Here is a 17,270-nt window from a genome sequence, read left to right as displayed (position 1 = left end):
CTGGTTGAGGGATTGGGATCAAAACAACGAAGCGCAGAAGATCGGCTACACCTTTACGGATCGCACCATCTCTGTTGATTCCAATCAAGACAGCCAGGATGGACTTTTGCTTGAAGCTGGAGTTGATTACACGATCAACAATTTCGGAACCACTTCATTCAAGGTGTATGGCCGTGGAGGTCTTGAGTTCTGGGATACTTCAAACCGCGGCACCGATTGGCGTGCCTCTGGTGGTGTCACCTTCCAGTTCTAAAAGCAGAGATCTGAGTTGATCATCAAATCCGTTGGGCTTGCAATCAAGAGCCTGGCGGATTTTTTGTTATTGATCGTTTGATTCGTTCATTCTTTAAGTAGGCTGTATCGCTAAGCCTTAAGCAACAGCAACAGCAACAGCAACAGCTACTGCTCTGCTTGGATTGGCTTTAAGTTGGAGCTGATGTGATGCACGTCGTCGAGCTCATCAAGTGCCTCCAGTAATTGCAGGCATTGGTCTTCGCTTTTTTTATCTGCTTGGCTGATCGTGGTCAGTGGTCGCCAGCAGTGTTCCCATCCCTCAACAATCCAGCCTTGATCTCTGAGCCCAGCCTGCAGGCCTTCTAGAGCTTTAAAAGGGCCATACACCACAGCGCCATCGTCGATCAATTGATAGCCATCAGCTTCAAGCTCCAGCAGATTTTCCAGCAGTGCATCTTCTGAAACGTTGCCCCCGTCTTGCGCAGACTGCGCACTCAAATACACTTCGCTGCGTTGCTCAAACAAGTAAGCAACACAGCCGCTTTCTCCGAGCTTGCCGCTGTGTTTACTGAAGGTTAGGCGTAGGTCTGCGGCTGTGCGATTGCGGTTGTCGGTGAGCGCTTCGATCAGTACCGCAACGCCTCCAGGGCCATAGCCTTCATAACGGATGGCTTCCAGTTGGCATGCGCCGTTTTGGTCGTGGCCGGAGCCTTTTGCAATCGCGCGCTCAATATTGGCCGCAGGCATTCTTGCGGCTTTGGCTTTGTTGATTGCGGTGCGCAGTTGAAAATTGCCGTTGGGGTCGCCGCCGGATCTCGCTGCTACAGAAATTTCTCGTGCCAGTCGGGTGAAGACAGCTCCTCGCTTGGCATCCACCACAGCTTTGCTGCGTTTGATTTGAGACCATTTGCTATGGCCGGCCATGGCGGAGGCTGATTAGGTTGTTGTTTGACGATCAACGCTAGGGGCGTTCGCGTTGAACGACAGTGTTGCGATCATCCCCGTGCGTTGAACACAACTTTTGGCTTCACTGTTGCGTTGTCTTCCCAGTAGGCCATTCCGGCGACTTCGCCTCTGCAGTCGATCACCACGAGCATGGGCTTGTTTTCGCTTGGATCAGTTTGACTTGGATCAGATTCTTGCTGATCAGAGGCCAGAGGTTTGGGTGCTGGTTGGCATTGATCTTGATGGGCGGTAATTCGGCGCCCGCAGCTCCAGCTCTCCTGTTCCTCTTCGTTGAGTTGCAGTCTTGGCAGGTGTGCAAGGGCCGTGAGTGGCGCTAATACAGCAGGCGGAGTCGTTAGGGCTGGATTGTCTCGATCGGGTAGTGGTACGGCTTGTTGCTCGTGAAACCCTAGTGCCTGGGTTCGCTTTAACCACCCCAGGCAAGCGCCGCAGCCAATTAATTCGCCTATATCTCGTGCGAGAGAGCGAATGTATGTGCCTGATGAGCAATGTACGTTGAAGTCGATTTGGCCCAGTTGTTGGTTCCAGCTGAGTAGCTGCAAGCGATCAATCGTGATCGTTCGCGCTGGAATCTCCATCGTTTCTCCCCTGCGGGCACGTGCATGGGCGCGTTCCCCTTGCACATGCACGGCTGAAACTTGCGGTGGCCGTTGCTGAATCCTGCCGCGAAACGGCTCGAGGTAGGCCTCGATCTCTGCTGTGTTCAATTCGGGCCAGGCTTGCTTGGAGATCAGATCTCCTTGTTGATCGTCGCTACTGGTGCGTTGGCCCAGTTGGATGCTGCCGCGATAGCTCTTGGCGCCGGGTAGATAGGGCAGCAGCCTGGTGGCATGCCCTAGGGCGATGGGCAAGACTCCTGTTACGGCAGGATCAAGCGTGCCTCCGTGGCCCACGCGCTTGATGCCAAACACGCGCCGCATGCGGCTCACACAGTCATGGGAGGTGAGCCCAGCAGGCTTGTCGATCACCACAAAGCCGAAGGGCACAGTCACCTGATCAGCAGCGCTCAGTTTGTGACTGCTGCTGCTGCCCGCATTGTCTGCAAAGGCTGAGATTGCTCAGCTGGAGGCAACCACACTGATGCGCTTGCGGTTGCGCAGGCTGCGGCGAATGCTTTCAAAGGTCACTACACCATCGGTTAGAGCGAAGAGGGTGTCGTCTTTGCCCTGGCCAACGTTCACCCCTGGCAACACTGAGGTGCCGCGTTGGCGAATCAGGATCGACCCTGCTGTGACGGTTTCGCCGCCATAGGCCTTCACGCCAAGCCGCTTGGAATTTGAATCGCGACCGTTACGTGTGGAGCCTGTGCCTTTCTTATGAGCCATGGTGAGCTAAGGGGTATTAAGAGCAGTGTATGGAGGGGGTGGTTAGCTGAGTGCTTTGCCGTCTATTGAAATGGATTGAACCATCACTCGTGTGAGTTCTTGGCGGTGTCCATTTTTGCGTCTTGTCTTCTTCTTGGGGCGCATTTTATAGACGATTATCTTGGGGCCACGGCGGTGGTCCATCACCTTGAGTTCCACGCTGGCGCCCTTCACGTATGGCTGGCCAACTGTGGTGTCATTCTTGCCGTCCTTGATCAGCAGTACGTTCTCAAGGGTGACGGTGTCATCAACAGCCGCCTGCAGACGGTCTAGGTCGTAGTAACGGTTGGGTTGCAACCAAAACTGCTGGCCAGATGCCTCAACGATGGCGTATGAATCGCTTTGGTCTTTAGCTTCAGCTTTGGCTGCAGCGGCTTTTGGCTTTGCAGCGGGTTTCTCGGCCATGGGTGGTTAAGACGCGTTCAGGCTCGGAATCTGCAGAGACGGGCTGTTAAGCGCCGCACCACTTTGACCGATTTGGCCTGACTCGCAATCGAGAGACAAACAAAGATCTTCCCGCGTTTAGGCGCCTTTAGTCAAGATTGAACGCTGATCCCTGAGCGTCAAAACGCTGGAGTCAAGTCGACTCTGATCATTGCCTTGTCTTGCGGCTCAGCACACCAGCATTTTTTGTTGTTTGCTGTCATTGGTCTTTTGCCAGCCCTGATCTACCTGTGGATCTTGTGATTGCAGACCTAAAGATGCTCTGATCAGCTTGTTGCAGCCTTAGTTGTCTTGAGGAGAGGATTTCGTTGCTGCAGAGATCGATGCATGAGTGACTTCCGTGATTCAGGCGCTGTTCATCCGGCTCTAGATCGCTAGCTGATCGGCATTGTTTGCTGATTTATCGATCACCTAGGTTGTGGAGATCCATATGGATCTCATTGACGCTTGCTGGCAGCAGTTCAGACTTGAGCTGCATGAGAGCGATTCATTGCAGGGCGATCTGCTTTCCTTGCTCGATCTGTCAAATCACCTTTGTGTGATGCTTCAACGCTCGCTTTTCGCAGAAGTACCTCTTTCGTCGATATCAAATCAGTTCCGATTTAGAAGATGCTTCTGAGATGCAGTTATGAGTCCAAAAAAAACCTACATCCTCAAGTTGTACGTAGCAGGGAATACCCCTAATTCGATGCGTGCGCTTAAAACTCTGCGCAACATCCTCGAGAACGAGTTCCGTGGCGTGTATGCGCTCAAGGTGATCGATGTTCTCAAGAATCCTCAGCTTGCTGAGGAAGACAAGATCTTGGCCACACCAACTTTGGCCAAGATCCTGCCGCCACCGGTGCGCAGGATCATTGGCGACCTCTCAGATCGCGAACGGGTTTTGATTGGTCTTGACCTCCTCTATGACGAGATCTCAGAGGAGATTCTTGGCTCATCGACGCTCGATACGTTGGCAGACGATGACATTGCACCACCAGATTCTTAAGGCTCGCGGTGCAGCGCTTTGTTCCATGGCTGATTCTCTCTAGCGTTTGAGTAGAACGTCCTAGCTATGCAGTCTTCTAGTGCCGGTGGCTCCTCCCAGATTCAGGTGCAGAAGCTGCCTACTGGGATCGAAGGGTTTGATGACATCTGTCATGGTGGCTTGCCGACGGGGCGTAGCACGCTGATCAGTGGCACGTCGGGTACAGGCAAGACAGTCTTTTCACTTCATTTTTTGCACAACGGCATTACCCAGTTCGATGAGCCGGGAATATTCGTCACCTTCGAGGAGTCGCCATCAGATATTTTGCGAAATTCCGCCAGCTTTGGTTGGAATCTTCAGGAGATGGTGGACCAGGATAAATTATTCATACTCGATGCTTCACCTGATCCTGATGGTCAGGATGTTGCAGGCAACTTTGATCTTTCAGGTTTGATTGAAAGGATTAATTACGCCATTGTTAAATATAAGGCCAAGCGGGTATCAATTGATTCGATGACAGCTGTTTTCCAACAGTACGACGCTATTTCTGTGGTGCGTAGGGAAATCTTTCGCTTGATTGCACGTCTTAAGGTGATTGGTGTTACCACCGTAATGACCACAGAACGTGTCGATGAATATGGCCCAATTGCACGCTATGGGGTAGAGGAGTTTGTCTCCGACAACGTCGTAATCCTACGCAATGTTCTTGAGACTGAGAAGCGTCGACGTACCGTTGAGATTCTCAAGTTACGTGGCACAACTCACATGAAGGGTGAGTTTCCATTCACCATGGGCACCCACGGCGTCAGCGTCTTTCCTTTAGGCGCAATGCGGCTTACACAGCGTTCCTCCAACGTACGGATTAGTTCTGGTGTCCCTCATCTAGATGAGATGTGTGGTGGAGGTTTCTTCAAGGATTCGATCATTCTTGTTACTGGGGCAACGGGGACTGGTAAAACCCTTTTGGTGTCGAAGTTTATTGAGGATGCTTTCCGAAATAAGGAACGCGCGATTCTGTTTGCCTATGAGGAGTCACGAGCTCAGCTGCTGCGTAATGCCACCAGTTGGGGGATTGATTTTGAAGAGATGGAAAGCACAGGCCTGTTGAAGATTATTTGTGCTTATCCCGAGTCGACCGGTCTAGAAGATCATCTGCAGATTATTAAAGCCGAGATTGGACAGTTCAAGCCATCGAGGATGGCCATTGATTCACTTTCGGCCCTTGCACGTGGCGTGAGCCTCAACGCCTTTAGGCAGTTTGTGATCGGAGTAACTGGTTATGCAAAGCAGGAAGAAATAGCTGGATTCTTTACCAATACTGCTGAAGAGTTCATGGGAAGTCATTCGATTACCGACTCCCATATCTCTACAATCACGGATACTATTCTGTTGCTTCAGTATGTGGAGATTCGCGGTGAGATGGCTAGAGCGGTGAATGTATTCAAGATGCGTGGCTCATGGCACGACAAAAGAATTCGTGAGTATGTTATTACTGATAATGGCCCACAGATTAAAGACTCATTCTCCAACTTTGAACGGATCTTCAGTGGTGCTCCTCATCGTATTAGTAACGACGATCGAGCTTAATGTATCCTTCCATGCCAAGGGTCTTGAAAACACTGGCTGATTCAGGTTGTTAGCTGAATTAGAGGTCTAAACCTTGTTCCTGTTGTCGAGTTGTTCGTACTGATTGAACGATAAGCTCGTCTGCATCTGTTTGTTCAAGCGGTAGATCAAACCAAAAGGTTGTGCCCAGCTCAACCTCACTGGCCATTCGTATTTGGCCGCCATGCTTTTCGATGATGCCACGCACGATTGATAGCCCAAGACCGGTGCCAGCTTCTGTATGCACGGCATTTTCTACGCGATAGAAGCGGTCAAAAATATGCTGTTGGTCATCCTGATTGATGCCATGGCCGGTGTCCGCAACTTCTACGCGGAGCTTGGGGAGTGGTGAGAAAAATTCGCAATGTGGTGCTGATTGGCTGCTCTCGATTGGAGACATCTTGCAGCTATCAGGCCATGTGTAGGCTCGCACCATTAGGCTTCCACCAGCACGACTAAACTTGAGCCCATTGCCGACTAAATTGTCGAGCACCTGGAGTAGTAGATCCCAATTTCCAAGGATTGTTGGTAGTTCATCATCCGTATTGAGCTCAATATGAATCTGCTTGTCATCTGCATTAAGCCGATAGTTGCGCAGGGTTTGCTCGATGGCAGGGCGAAGATCCATGGGCTCGAACTGCACGCTCCTTCCGGATTCCAAGCGCGAAAGGTCGAGTACATCATTGACAAGTCGAGCCAGTCTATCGGTTTCGGAATTAGCAACACCTAAAAATTCTTTCTTCTCTTCTTCGCTGAGTTGATCACCGAGATCATGCAGTGTTTCTACATAACTTTTGATGTTGAATAGTGGTGTTCTAAGTTCATGTGAAACGTTGCTGATGAAGCGGCTTTGGGCTGCATTGAGCTCCACTTCTCTGGTGAGGTCCTGCACTGTGATTGCGATGCCTTTAAGGGTTTCACCGCTTTGATCGCGCACTGACTGCAACACGATGCGAAGTGTGCGTGATGGTTCTTCAAGACTGCAACGCAGATCGTTGCTTTCACCGATATTGCGCAACAGAGATTGAAGGGGATCATGCAGTTCGTTTGCGATGATCTCCGGCAACTCATTGAGCAGTTCCTGACCCTCAAGATTGCGACCTTCCCAGCGAAATAGCCGCCGTGCTGTTGGGTTGGCCAGTACGATTTTTCCCACTTCATCGAGAAGTAAAGCGCCATCGGCCATCGTGGCAATCAGCGATTGCTGCTTCACTTGGGCGGCAGTGAGCTCTTCAATATTGGCGGCGTCATAGGCCTCCAGTTGGGAGGCCATGGCGTTGAAGCCATTCAGGAGTTCTCCCAGTTCTCCTCCCATTGGTAGAGCGATTCGAGCTTCGAAATTGCCGGAAGCAATGGCCCTTACGCCGCGCAGAAGCTCCTTGACAGGCTGCGTGATCGTTAGAGCATTGAAGACGGCGCCGAGAATCACAAGCACCCAGATGGAGATGAAGACGGCAATCGTCACCTGTCGCGTGAGAGCCGCGCTGGCAAGAGCTGTGTCGTTGGGGTTGACCCCCAGAGCCAGTGTCCCCAGATAATCGCCTTTCCACACCAGTGGAACGAAGACATCGGTGAGTTGACCTTGAGGGGTGAGGTGCTGGCGAATCAGTGCGTTTTCTGGTCGTGATGGCAGGTCTGCTGGCAGTTCCAAGCGATGGTTGAGCTGCAGATCGTTATCGCCGCTGACAGGGGAAGCGCTAATGGGGATTCCCAGATAGATCAAGCCATCTGGGTCGGCGAAGAAGATGTAACGAAGGCTGCGCGAGCGCCAGAATTGTTCGGCAACAGTTGCCAGTTCCCTGTCACGTCCTTGGGCGACAAGTTCAGTGACGTTTCCGGAAAGGAGGAGGCCTAGATCCCTGGCGTAACGCGTGTCATTCATGCCTGCATCCCTTTGGATGCCGTTGAGGACGAAGAAGGTAACGCCTGTCATCAGCAGGCTTACCACCAGTGTGGCGATTGCCAACAACTTGGTTTGCAGGCTGAATTCTGCCCACCAGAGATAGATGCGTTCCCCCCAGCCGGGTGGCTCTGGTGGGGGTTGGCCATCTCCTGGGGGAGCCCACTCTGCGATGGCTTGCGAAGTACTGCTGGCCATCAACCCATTCAGCGTCTCTTCACCCTAGGACTGGCGCACTTGGTGACCGATGTCCCTGCGGTAAGTGATCCCTTCGAAATACACCTGATCAAGGCCTTTGTAGGCGTTGGCGAAGGCCTGATCAAAATCGTTTGCTTGAGCCACAACCGCCAATACTCTGCCGCCATTGGTCAGTTGATCTCCCTCTTCAGTGCAGCGGGTGCCAGCATGGAAAAGCTGTAGCGATGGGCCTGGCTTTAGCTGAATGTTGAGGCGGTCACCCTTGCGGGGTGCATTGGGGTAGCCCGCTGCTGCAGCCACGACACATGCACTGCAGCGGTCCAGGATCAATAGCTCTGGTGCTTGATCGAGACAACCAAGTGCACAAGCCTGCAGAACCTTTGCAAGCTCTGGACCCATCAGTGGCATGAGGGTCTGGCATTCGGGATCGCCGAAGCGACAGTTGAATTCAATCACCTGCGGACCAGACGGGGTGAGCATCAATCCGGCATAGATGACACCTCGATAGTCGATGCCTCGCTGCTTCAGGGTGGCCAGGGTTGGCTCAAGTACAACCCTGCGCACAAGCTCGAGTCCTGCTGCATCGAGCAGGGGAGCAGGGGCGTAAGCCCCCATGCCCCCGGTGTTAGGCCCCCTGTCGCCGTCCTCTAGACGTTTGTGATCCTGAGCAGGGGGCAGCAATAACAATCGCTCGCCATCGCAGAGTGCGAATACAGACACTTCTGGCCCCTCTAGTCGCTCTTCAAGCACCAATTGGCAACCGGCAGCCCCGAATCGGCCACTGAAGACCTCCTGGATCGCTTCAGCTGTTGCTTCGATGCTGTCGGCTACGCAGACCCCTTTGCCTGCTGCTAAACCATCGGCCTTAACAACCAAGGGTTGTTGCACTTGATTCAGCACGCTCAGAGCTTCTGCTGCTGTGCTCACTGTCCAGTGTTTTGCCGTTGGCACGCCGGCTTCAGCCATCAGGGTTTTGGACCAGGCTTTGCTGGCTTCCAGCTGGGCACCCTGAGCCCCTGGCCCAAATACGGCTAGCCCGGCCTCGCGAAGTCCGTCAGCCACGCCAGCGGCCAGTGGAGCTTCCGGTCCAACCACCACTAGATCGATTTGAAGCGATTGGCAGGCATCAATCAGGCCATTGACGTCGGTTTCTGCGATCGCCAGGCACCCACAGCCCTGATGCTCTTTTGTGCCCCCATTGCCTGGTGTGACCCAGACGTCTTCTATGCCGGAACAGCGTCGTAGTGCCCATGCAAGGGCGTTTTCACGCCCACCACTGCCAACCACAAGCAGCCGCTCTAAAGGGGGGAGGGGATGGGGACGGGTGGTGGACATGGCCATAGGAACAAGCAGGGACGGGGAAGACCCCTAGGTTTGAGCAGGCCGGGTCTCGTCAGAGGAATCCGTTGCCTCTTCCATCTTTGTTGAACGACTCAACTCCATGGGGATTCACTCCCTGCCGCTGACTGTGCTGCTGCTGGCTGCCGTCAGTCAGGCTGCGCCTCTTAATTCTGCGACTGACCCCCTTGCTCCCGCTAGGGAGCCCATGGCTGAAGTGGTCTATCGGCAAGTGTTGCTCGATGGGGCGATACCAGAGCTCAAGGCAGCTTGTACTGATGCAGCCCTGTTTGGCTTGAACTTGCGTCTGCAGGAACTTCGTAATCGCCTGATCGACATTGCTCCTGCACCTCAACCATTTGAGGTTGTGATCGCCAATGCTGAAGCGTTGATGGTCTGCAAGTCTCCAGATAGCACGCAGATAGTGCTCAGTCGTATCAGCCCAGCGCCAGGCAGTCAGCGCCGCGCTTGGTTGCTGCTCTCCTGGCAGGCGGCCAACGCATCTTTGGATCATGCCCAGGCGGCCCTTGCTCTACGACGCCTGGCAAATGGTGATCTCACGGCCTTGAATTTTGAGCAGCTCACCGTTGGCTATGGAGATGATGGCCTCCCGCTGACCCGCGCTGCTCTTGATCTCTTGGTGGAACATGAGCTTTCCCTGGATCGTTCGGCTGAGGCGGTCATGGTGTTGTTGGCTGGCCGTGAGCGTGGCGCATTGGGGGCCCGCCGTCTTGCTCTGGCCGCTGAGTTGCTTCAGGGTCTAGGCAACGATCAGCACTCAACACTGTTGGAATCAGCCCTTGACCAGGCGGCTGCAGATCAAGCTTGGGGGCTGGCAGAAGACTTGCTGCGATTGCAATTGAAGCTCGATTTAGCAGCGGGTGGTGACGGCTTAAGGCCCCGACAGCGTCTAGAGCGTCTCGCTAATCGCCTCGATGACCGCTACACCCTGTGGGAGTTGGTTCGGGGTGATCTGGATCAGCAGGAGGCTGCAACTCTTCTAGAGCAGGAGCTGCGCTCGCCGCGTCAGCCTGGCGGCCATGCTGCTGTTGAAGCGCATCAAAGTGCGCCTGCTGTTTCAGTTCCATCAGAATTCAAATGACGCCAGATCACGGCCCTCTGCTCTATGAGGGCAAGGCCAAAAGGGTCTTCGCTGCGGATCAGCCCGATCGTGTGTTGGTGGAGTTCAAGAATGACGCCACGGCGTTTAATGCACTCAAACGGGCTGAACTCGAGGGCAAGGGGCGACTGAACTGTCAGATCTCGGCACGACTGTTCGAGATGCTTGAGCGAGAGGGTGTGCCCACCCACTACCTCGGCCTGGCCGCCGAAACCTGGATGCTTGTTCAGCATGTTGATGTGATTCCCCTGGAGGTTGTGATTCGCAACGTGGCGACTGGATCGCTTTGTAAACAAACGCCGATTGCGGCCGGTACTGAGCTTTCGCCCGCTTTGTTGGATCTTTACTACAAGGACGACAATTTGGGAGATCCCCTGCTGAGCGAATCAAGGCTGCAGCTGCTTGGATTGATCAGTTCGCAGCAGCGTTTAGAGATCGAACAGTTGGCACGTCGGGTGAATCAGCTGTTGCTGTCTTTTTTTGAGAGCTTGGATCTTTTGTTGGTGGACTTCAAGCTCGAACTTGGACTTAACAGTGCAGGCCAACTGCTGGTAGCTGATGAAATCAGTCCTGATACCTGCAGGCTTTGGGACCATCGAAATAGCGATCCCCAGGCCCGCATCCTGGATAAGGATCGCTTCCGCCAGGACCTTGGTGGAGTGATTGAAGCCTACGGGGAGATCCTCAAACGGGTCCAAGGGGTGTGAGCTAATCCCTTCAACTGCAGGTAATGTCAGCGCACATTTGGCGGCTTTGTAGCCGGATTCCTATCTCCCATGGCCAGCTTCCTATCTAGCGGACCCTCGGATGCATTGCGGCGAGGTGCATTTGGCCTGGTTCTGGCCTTGCCGCTTCTTGCTGCTCCTGCCCGTGCTCAGACACCCGAGCAGGACACTCAGCCCCCAGCTACGGAGATCTTGGTTAACGATGATGTGCAGGTGGAGGCCACTCCTGAAGGTGTCGTAGAGGAAAGCCTGGAAGTGGAGCAGATTCAGGTCACACCTGTTGAGCAGCAAGAGCAGCCTCTCAACGCATCTGATCAGCTGCCTGAGGAACCTCGTGTCTTGATCACCGAGGTGATCATCGAAGGGATCACAGGCCATCCAGAGCAAGAGCGTGTAGAACTCGCCGCTTATGACGCCATGGTTGTGCGTCCCGGCAGTCGTGTGACTCGAGATGAGCTCAAACGTGATCTCGATGCGATTTACTCCACGGGCTGGTTTTCTGATGTGCGCATTGAGCCGAGTGACGGCCCTTTGGGGGTTCAGCTCGTGGTGCAAGTGCAACCCAATCCATTGCTCACCAAAGTGGAACTTGATCCACCTGATGTTGAGCTTTCTGAATCTGTCATCGAGGAAACATTCAGCCCCGACTACGGCAGAACTCTCAATCTCAATGAACTGCAGGCTCGTATGAAGGAGTTGCAGCAGTGGTACGCAAACGAGGGCTATTCCCTGGCTCGGGTCACCGGGCCCACGCGCGTTTCTCCAGAGGGAGTAGTGCAGCTCAAGGTGATCCAGGGCACTGTGGCAGGGGTGGAAGTGCAGTTCCTCAATAAGGAAGGTGATACCACTGATGACAAGGGTGAGCCGATTAATGGCAAGACCAAGCCCTGGGTGATTACACGAGAGATATCAATCAAGCCTGGCGAGGTGTTTAATCGAAATCAGCTTGAGGCTGATATTAAGCGTCTCTATGGCACATCTCTTTTTAGTGATGTCAAAGTCACCCTGAAACCGGTTGCTGGTGAACCTGGCAATGTGACAATCATTCTTGGCATTGTTGAGCAGTCCACCGGTTCGTTGTCAGGTGGTCTGGGTTATAGCCAGAGCCAGGGTGTTTTTGGCCAGATACAACTTCAGGACAGCAATCTTCTTGGTCGTGCCTGGAATATGGCATTGAACATTACCTACGGTCAGTATGGAGGCTTGGGGAGCATTACATTTACCGATCCATGGATTAAGGGCGATGCTCACCGCACGTCATTCCGCACCTCTTTATTCTTAAGTCGTGAGGTGCCGCAGGTTTTTCAGAGCCAAAATAATGGCAATATTCGCACCGTTAAAGATTACTATGATGGCAATTCAAGCCACGCTTATCAAATCAATAAGCACAATAATCCTGCTGGGCGCAAATTTGATTCCGTTTCAAAGGCTGAGAGTGAATATCCACAGGACAGCTGGTTTGACTATGAGGGTAATTCTGTTGCCTTGCAAAGAATTGGCGGCAATATAGTTTTTGCAAGGCCTCTAAATGGAGGCGACCCTTACAAGAAGGCGCCATGGAATGTCTTGGCTGGTTTGAATATTCAAAAGGTTCGGCCGATCAACTTCTCCGGTGATAGCCGTCCTTATGGCGTCGCAAGTGATGACATTAAGCATGGCCGTGTGCCTGATGATGATGTGATTTGTATCGCCTTTGATTGTGCAGATGAAAACAATCTTCTTGGTGTAAGAGTCGCGGCTACTTACAATAATTTGAATGACCCTCGTAATCCAACCTCTGGCAACTTCTTTAGTTTTGGCACAGAGCAATTTGTATCTATTGGGGAGCATTCACCGACCTTTAACCGGCTTCGGACTAGCTATACACATTTCATCCCAGTCAATTGGTTGAAGCTTGCCAAGGGCTGCCGTCCAAAGCCAGGGGAACCAGAAAATTGTCCTCAAGCTCTTGCTTTTCAGGTTAAGGCAGGCACAGTTTTAGGCGAGCTGCCTCCTTATGAGGCTTTCTGTCTTGGTGGATCTAATTCCGTAAGAGGTTGGAGTGATTGTGATTTATCTGTGGGACGAAGCTTTGTTGAAGCGACGATTGAATATCGATTCCCGATTTGGAATATCGTCTCTGGTGAGGTTTTCATTGATGGCGGTACTGATTTAGGTTCCCAAGAGAATGTTCCTGGTAAGCCAGGCAAACTTCTCGACAAGCCTGGTTCTGGTTTCTCGATCGGTTCTGGTCTGATTGTTACCACTCCAGTAGGGCCATTGCGCCTTGAGGTGGCAACACAGGATTTCACCGATGAGTGGCGCTTTAATCTCGGGGTCGGCTGGAAGTTCTAGTGGCTTTTTGGCCCACGAGTTATGACCGTGCTTGGACCCTAGGCGGAGCTGTCTCAAGACGAGGGATTGGGCTTCATGGTGGGGAGGTCGCCGAAGTGCGTTTACAGCCTTCGGCGCAAGTTGGCTTCCATGTCTCCTGGCTAGACAACAGCGACCCACCAGTCACTTTGGGGCCACATCAGGTTCGCGATAGTCCGCTTTGCACCACTTTGGAACTGGGCGATCGCCATTTAGGCACGGTGGAACATCTACTTGCGGCCTTGGCGGGCTGTGGTTTGACCCATGTGGAGATCCAGGTTGGTGGTGAGGAAATACCGCTTCTTGATGGTTCAGCTCTGGGCTGGGTGGAGGCGATAGCAGAGGTGGGCCTTACTCCTGCTGCAACCCCTCGTCCAGATCCGCTCGTGCTTGAGCGTGCTTTGGTGTGTCATCGCGGTAGCAGTGTGATCACAGCGACACCTGCCGAGCGCTTCAATGTTGTTGGCGTGATTGATTTCCCACAAGCTGCTATTGGTCATCAGATGCTGGCGATTGAGCTCACTCCACAGGGGTTTACTGAACAGATTGCTCCGGCGAGAACATTTGGGTTTCGCGAACAGGTGGATCAGCTCCTGGCGGCGGGACTCATCCAGGGGGGTGCCCTAGACAATGCCTTGGTTTGTGATGGTGATCACTGGTTGAATCCTCCACTGCGATTTGCTGATGAACCAGTGCGCCATAAGCTCTTGGACTTGATTGGAGACCTTGCACTTGTGGGATTCCCTCAGGCTCAGGTTCTCGTCTATCGGGGGTCCCATGGACTCCATAACGATCTGGCGAATGCTCTCCTTGCCGTCTGTCCTGTCACTGTCTCTTGACCGATCCCTCTCCTAATGCTGCCGTGTTGACAAGTGAGCAGATTATGGGGCTGCTGCCTCATCGTTACCCGTTTGCTTTGGTTGATCGTGTGGTGCTCCATGAACCTGGCCAGCGGGCTGTTGCGATCAAAAATGTCACCCTCAATGAACCTCAGTTCCAGGGTCATTTCCCTGGCCGTCCTCTGATGCCTGGGGTTTTGATTGTTGAGGCGATGGCCCAGGTGGGTGGTTTGATCGTGGCCCAGATGCCAGATCTGCCCAAGGGGTTATTCGTGTTTGCAGGTATCGATGCAGTTCGTTTCCGCCGTCCGGTGGTGCCAGGAGATCAGCTCACGATTAGCTGCGAACTGCTCAGCTTGAAGCGGCAGCGCTTTGGCAAGGTCAGGGGGGAAGCCAGGGTTGAGGGCCAGCTGGTTTGCTCTGGTGAGTTGATGTTTTCCTTGGTGGACTGAGGATCATGAGCGAGGTGCGCAAACTCTCAGCGATCACTGCCGAAACAAAGGCTCAGGTTCACCCTGCGGCTGTGGTGGATCCTCGTGCTGAGCTCGCTTCCGGTGTCATTGTTGGGCCGGGAGCAGTGATTGGACCTGACGTCAAGATTGGTCCTGACACCTGGATTGGTCCCCATGTGGTGCTCGATGGCCGTTTGACCCTTGGCGCCAATAACCGGGTTTTCCCCGGCGCCTGCCTTGGTCTTGAGCCACAGGATCTCAAATATCGCGGCGCACCCACAGAGGTGGTGATTGGCGATGCCAACACAATTCGGGAATACGTCACCATCAACCGGGCCACGGAGGAAGGGGAACAGACCAGGATCGGTGATCAAAACTTGTTGATGGCCTATTGCCACCTTGGTCACAACTGTGAGCTGGGCAGTGGGATTGTGATGTCGAATGGAATTCAAGTAGCTGGTCATGTCGTGGTCGAAGACCGGGCCGTGATCGGCGGCTGCTTGGGAATTCACCAATTCGTTCACATTGGCAGTCTTGCCATGGTTGGAGGCATGACAAGGGTTGATCGCGATGTACCCCCGTACTGCCTCGCCGAAGGGCATCCAGGCCGATTGAGGGGTCTTAATCGCGTTGGCCTGCGGCGCAGTGGTCTTAAGACTCAAGAGGGAGGAGACCTTGGCCAGTTGCAGGAGATTTGGAACCTGCTGTTTCGATCTGACCATGTCTTTGTTGAGGGTTTGCGGCTTGCTCGACAAGAGCAGTTGATGCCAGCGGCTGAACACCTCTGTGCCTTTCTGGAGGCCTCGATTGAGAAGGGACGTCGCGGCCCTATGCCCGCGACGCCTTTAAGTCGCTGATGGTGCGCCTGCTGATCAGCACTGGCGAGGTCTCTGGTGATTTGCAGGGAAGTCTCTTGATTCAAGCTCTCCAAAGGGAGGTTGAATCAAGAGGCTTACCGCTTGAGTTGATGGCCCTTGGAGGTCCTCGCATGCAGGCTTCTGGTGCAGAACTGCTTGCTGATACGGCTCCGATGGGGGCGATTGGACTTTGGGAGGCCCTTCCTCTGGTGCTACCCACCTTGCGACTTCAGTCTCGAGTGGATCACGTGCTCAAGCAGCGACCACCCGATGCCGTGGTGCTGATCGATTACATGGGGGCCAACATTCGTCTGGGGCACAAGTTGCGGCGTTGGTTTCCCAAGGTGCCGATCATTTACTACATCGCTCCTCAGGAATGGGCTTGGCGTTTTGGCGATGGCGGCACCACTCAGCTGTTGAGTTTCACCGACAGAATTTTGGCGATCTTTCCCGTTGAAGCTGAGTTCTATTCCCAGCGGGGTGCCAAGGTGACTTGGGTCGGTCATCCGTTACTCGATACGGTGAGCGTGCTGCCTGATCGTCAGCAGGCGCGTGAGCGGCTTGGCTTGAAGCCTGGTCAACGATTGTTGTTGCTTTTACCGGCTTCTCGGCAACAGGAACTTCGTTACTTGATGCCCACTCTCGCCAAGGCAGCAGCTCTGCTTCAGCAGCGTGACCCATCCCTTGAGGTGATTGTTCCTACAGGATTAGCCAGTTTTGAGAAGTCTTTGCAGGAGGCTCTTGAGGCAGCGGCAGTCCGAGGGCGCGTCCTTTCTGCTCAGCAGGCCGATGAGCTCAAACCAATGCTTTATGCGGCGGCTGATCTTGCCCTCAGCAAATCAGGCACCGTCAATATGGAGCTGGCCTTGCGTGGCGTTCCCCAGGTGGTGGGCTACAAGGTGAGTCGGATCACAGCATTTGTGGCTCGACACTTTTTGCGCTTTCGGGTGGACCATATCTCGCCAGTGAATCTGTTGCTGAGGGAACGGCTTGTGCCGGAATTACTGCAGGATGAGTTGACTGCAGAAGCACTTGTGCAGGCAGCTATCCCTTTATTGGAGGATCCTGCCCAGCGTAATGAGATGCTCGAGGGCTATCGGCGATTGCGGCAGACGCTTGGCGTTCCAGGTGTTACCGATAGGGCAGCCAAGGAAATCCTTGATTTAACCAAGACATGAAGACAACGTTTCGACCTTTGCGGAGATGGTGGATTGCCATCCTTCTTTGTGTTGCCTTACTTGGCTTACCGCTTCAAGTTTTGGCGTCAGTCGAGGAAGCCGTTTTTGCCGGGGGCTGCTTCTGGTGTCTTGAGCATGATCTGGAGGGATTAACCGGTGTGATTTCTGCTGAGAGTGGTTACACAGGTGGTGATTTACCTCGCCCCACCTACCGCCAAGTGAGTTCTAAGACCACAGGTCATCAAGAGGCCGTACGGGTTCGATTTGATGCCGCTCAAATCAGCTATGCCGAGCTTCTACGCAGCTATTGGCGCAATGTTGACCCTCTTGATGGTGATGGCCAATTTTGTGATCAAGGCGACTCCTATCGACCTGTGATCTTCACTCGAGATGATCAGCAGGACAGCGAGGCTCGTGAGAGTGCTGATGCTGCGGCTTTGGAGCTGGCCCAGCCGATTAGCAATCTGAGAGTTGAGATCAAACCTTTAAGCGAATTCTGGTTGGCTGAGGACTACCACCAGAATTACGCTGAGCTCAATAGCATCAAATACAACTTCTATCGATATAGCTGTGGCCGCGACCGTCGCCTAGATCAGCTATGGGGAGACAACGCACGAACCGACCTGCCATGGCAGCGCACAGATCAAGCAAATCTAAGGAAAAAATAAAATCAGCATGGCCTTTGGAATTGGGTAGTTCGCAGTGAAGATGCGGGTTTCCACCCATCCCTC

At 53.5% G+C, this 17,270-nt stretch carries 18 protein-coding genes; 12 read left to right on the top strand and 6 right to left on the bottom strand.

Going from position 1 to position 17,270, the window contains the following annotated elements; all coding sequences use genetic code 11:
* Positions 1-253: hypothetical protein (locus tag EV12_RS14200; RefSeq protein ID WP_193742184.1), on the top strand; the 253-nt coding region annotated here is incomplete at its 5' end.
* A gap of 146 nt (positions 254-399) precedes the next feature.
* Here the strand turns inward: EV12_RS14200 and EV12_RS08050 are convergent.
* The 4 genes from EV12_RS08050 to rplU form a co-directional block, all read right to left on the bottom strand.
* A complete protein-coding gene (locus EV12_RS08050) occupies positions 400-1,158 on the bottom strand; it encodes a YebC/PmpR family DNA-binding transcriptional regulator (RefSeq protein WP_036914283.1) in 759 nt (252 codons plus the stop codon).
* Positions 1,159-1,229: 71 nt separating this feature from the next.
* Positions 1,230-2,192: a tRNA pseudouridine(55) synthase TruB gene (gene truB / locus EV12_RS08045; RefSeq protein ID WP_036914280.1), complete on the bottom strand. Its 963-nt coding sequence runs from the start codon at positions 2,190-2,192 to the stop codon at positions 1,230-1,232.
* 66 nt (positions 2,193-2,258) lie between these two features.
* Positions 2,259-2,525, bottom strand: a complete 267-nt coding sequence (gene rpmA, locus EV12_RS08040) for a 50S ribosomal protein L27 (protein ID WP_011825214.1) — start codon at positions 2,523-2,525, stop codon at positions 2,259-2,261.
* A gap of 42 nt (positions 2,526-2,567) precedes the next feature.
* Entirely contained in the window at positions 2,568-2,969 is a 402-nt protein-coding gene (gene rplU / locus EV12_RS08035; protein ID WP_011825215.1) for a 50S ribosomal protein L21, read from the bottom strand.
* Positions 2,970-3,426: 457 nt separating this feature from the next.
* Here rplU and EV12_RS14950 point away from each other — a divergent pair, with 457 nt between their 5' ends.
* From EV12_RS14950 to kaiC, 3 genes are all read left to right on the top strand, one after another.
* Entirely contained in the window at positions 3,427-3,627 is a 201-nt protein-coding gene (locus EV12_RS14950; RefSeq protein WP_413350035.1) for a hypothetical protein, read from the top strand.
* Between the two features lie 9 nt (positions 3,628-3,636).
* Entirely contained in the window at positions 3,637-3,996 is a 360-nt protein-coding gene (kaiB, locus tag EV12_RS08025) for a circadian clock protein KaiB (RefSeq protein WP_036914274.1), read from the top strand.
* 66 nt (positions 3,997-4,062) lie between these two features.
* A complete protein-coding gene (gene kaiC, locus EV12_RS08020; RefSeq protein WP_036914272.1) occupies positions 4,063-5,562 on the top strand; it encodes a circadian clock protein KaiC in 1,500 nt (499 codons plus the stop codon).
* Between the two features lie 58 nt (positions 5,563-5,620).
* Here the strand turns inward: kaiC and EV12_RS08015 are convergent, their stop codons facing one another.
* Both EV12_RS08015 and purD read right to left on the bottom strand, forming a co-directional pair.
* Positions 5,621-7,678: a HAMP domain-containing sensor histidine kinase gene (locus EV12_RS08015; protein WP_036914270.1), complete on the bottom strand. Its 2,058-nt coding sequence runs from the start codon at positions 7,676-7,678 to the stop codon at positions 5,621-5,623.
* A gap of 24 nt (positions 7,679-7,702) precedes the next feature.
* Complete coding sequence (gene purD / locus EV12_RS08010) at positions 7,703-9,019, bottom strand: phosphoribosylamine--glycine ligase (protein WP_036914268.1); 1,317 nt, start codon at positions 9,017-9,019, stop codon at positions 7,703-7,705.
* 100 nt (positions 9,020-9,119) lie between these two features.
* Here purD and EV12_RS08005 point away from each other — a divergent pair, with 100 nt between their 5' ends.
* From EV12_RS08005 to msrA, 8 genes are all read left to right on the top strand, one after another.
* Positions 9,120-10,118, top strand: a complete 999-nt coding sequence (locus EV12_RS08005) for a hypothetical protein (protein ID WP_036914266.1) — start codon at positions 9,120-9,122, stop codon at positions 10,116-10,118.
* Positions 10,115-10,843, top strand: coding sequence for a phosphoribosylaminoimidazolesuccinocarboxamide synthase (gene purC, locus EV12_RS08000; RefSeq protein ID WP_036914263.1), 729 nt, complete (start codon positions 10,115-10,117; stop codon positions 10,841-10,843). Before EV12_RS08005 ends, purC begins: the two co-directional genes overlap by 4 nt.
* Before the next feature lie 69 nt (positions 10,844-10,912).
* Positions 10,913-13,195, top strand: coding sequence for a BamA/TamA family outer membrane protein (locus EV12_RS07995; RefSeq protein WP_036914260.1), 2,283 nt, complete (start codon positions 10,913-10,915; stop codon positions 13,193-13,195).
* Positions 13,195-14,052 (top strand): UDP-3-O-acyl-N-acetylglucosamine deacetylase, encoded by an 858-nt coding sequence (gene lpxC, locus EV12_RS07990; RefSeq protein WP_036914257.1) that lies wholly within the window; start codon positions 13,195-13,197, stop codon positions 14,050-14,052. The genes EV12_RS07995 and lpxC overlap by 1 nt, the downstream gene beginning before the upstream one ends.
* A complete protein-coding gene (gene fabZ / locus EV12_RS07985) occupies positions 14,049-14,504 on the top strand; it encodes a 3-hydroxyacyl-ACP dehydratase FabZ (RefSeq protein WP_193742183.1) in 456 nt (151 codons plus the stop codon). Before lpxC ends, fabZ begins: the two co-directional genes overlap by 4 nt.
* A 5-nt stretch (positions 14,505-14,509) precedes the next feature.
* Positions 14,510-15,361 (top strand): acyl-ACP--UDP-N-acetylglucosamine O-acyltransferase, encoded by an 852-nt coding sequence (gene lpxA, locus EV12_RS07980; RefSeq protein WP_036914254.1) that lies wholly within the window; start codon positions 14,510-14,512, stop codon positions 15,359-15,361.
* A complete protein-coding gene (lpxB, locus tag EV12_RS07975; RefSeq protein ID WP_036914252.1) occupies positions 15,361-16,539 on the top strand; it encodes a lipid-A-disaccharide synthase in 1,179 nt (392 codons plus the stop codon). Before lpxA ends, lpxB begins: the two co-directional genes overlap by 1 nt.
* The gene (msrA, locus tag EV12_RS07970) at positions 16,536-17,207 is read left to right on the top strand and encodes a peptide-methionine (S)-S-oxide reductase MsrA (RefSeq protein WP_036914249.1); all 672 of its coding nucleotides are present in this window, start codon (positions 16,536-16,538) and stop codon (positions 17,205-17,207) included. The genes lpxB and msrA overlap by 4 nt, the downstream gene beginning before the upstream one ends.
* The last annotated feature ends 63 nt before the right edge of the window (positions 17,208-17,270 follow it).

The organism is Prochlorococcus sp. MIT 0701, assembly GCF_000760295.1.
GTDB lineage: Bacteria > Cyanobacteriota > Cyanobacteriia > PCC-6307 > Cyanobiaceae > Prochlorococcus.
The sequence above is the reverse complement of the archived record's forward strand: the minus strand, read 5'-3'. Positions and strand labels throughout refer to the sequence as shown.

Coding starts and splice junctions, on each gene's coding strand:
- EV12_RS07995 (WP_036914260.1), top strand. CDS start 10,913: ATGGCCAGCTTCCTATCTAGCGGACCCTCGGATGCATTGCGGCGAGGT.
- kaiC (WP_036914272.1), top strand. CDS start 4,063: ATGCAGTCTTCTAGTGCCGGTGGCTCCTCCCAGATTCAGGTGCAGAAG.
- EV12_RS08050 (WP_036914283.1), bottom strand. CDS start 1,158: ATGGCCGGCCATAGCAAATGGTCTCAAATCAAACGCAGCAAAGCTGTG.
- lpxB (WP_036914252.1), top strand. CDS start 15,361: ATGGTGCGCCTGCTGATCAGCACTGGCGAGGTCTCTGGTGATTTGCAG.
- kaiB (WP_036914274.1), top strand. CDS start 3,637: ATGAGTCCAAAAAAAACCTACATCCTCAAGTTGTACGTAGCAGGGAAT.
- EV12_RS08015 (WP_036914270.1), bottom strand. CDS start 7,678: ATGGCCAGCAGTACTTCGCAAGCCATCGCAGAGTGGGCTCCCCCAGGA.
- purC (WP_036914263.1), top strand. CDS start 10,115: ATGACGCCAGATCACGGCCCTCTGCTCTATGAGGGCAAGGCCAAAAGG.
- lpxA (WP_036914254.1), top strand. CDS start 14,510: ATGAGCGAGGTGCGCAAACTCTCAGCGATCACTGCCGAAACAAAGGCT.
- rpmA (WP_011825214.1), bottom strand. CDS start 2,525: ATGGCTCATAAGAAAGGCACAGGCTCCACACGTAACGGTCGCGATTCA.
- purD (WP_036914268.1), bottom strand. CDS start 9,019: ATGGCCATGTCCACCACCCGTCCCCATCCCCTCCCCCCTTTAGAGCGG.
- rplU (WP_011825215.1), bottom strand. CDS start 2,969: ATGGCCGAGAAACCCGCTGCAAAGCCAAAAGCCGCTGCAGCCAAAGCT.
- msrA (WP_036914249.1), top strand. CDS start 16,536: ATGAAGACAACGTTTCGACCTTTGCGGAGATGGTGGATTGCCATCCTT.
- EV12_RS08005 (WP_036914266.1), top strand. CDS start 9,120: ATGGGGATTCACTCCCTGCCGCTGACTGTGCTGCTGCTGGCTGCCGTC.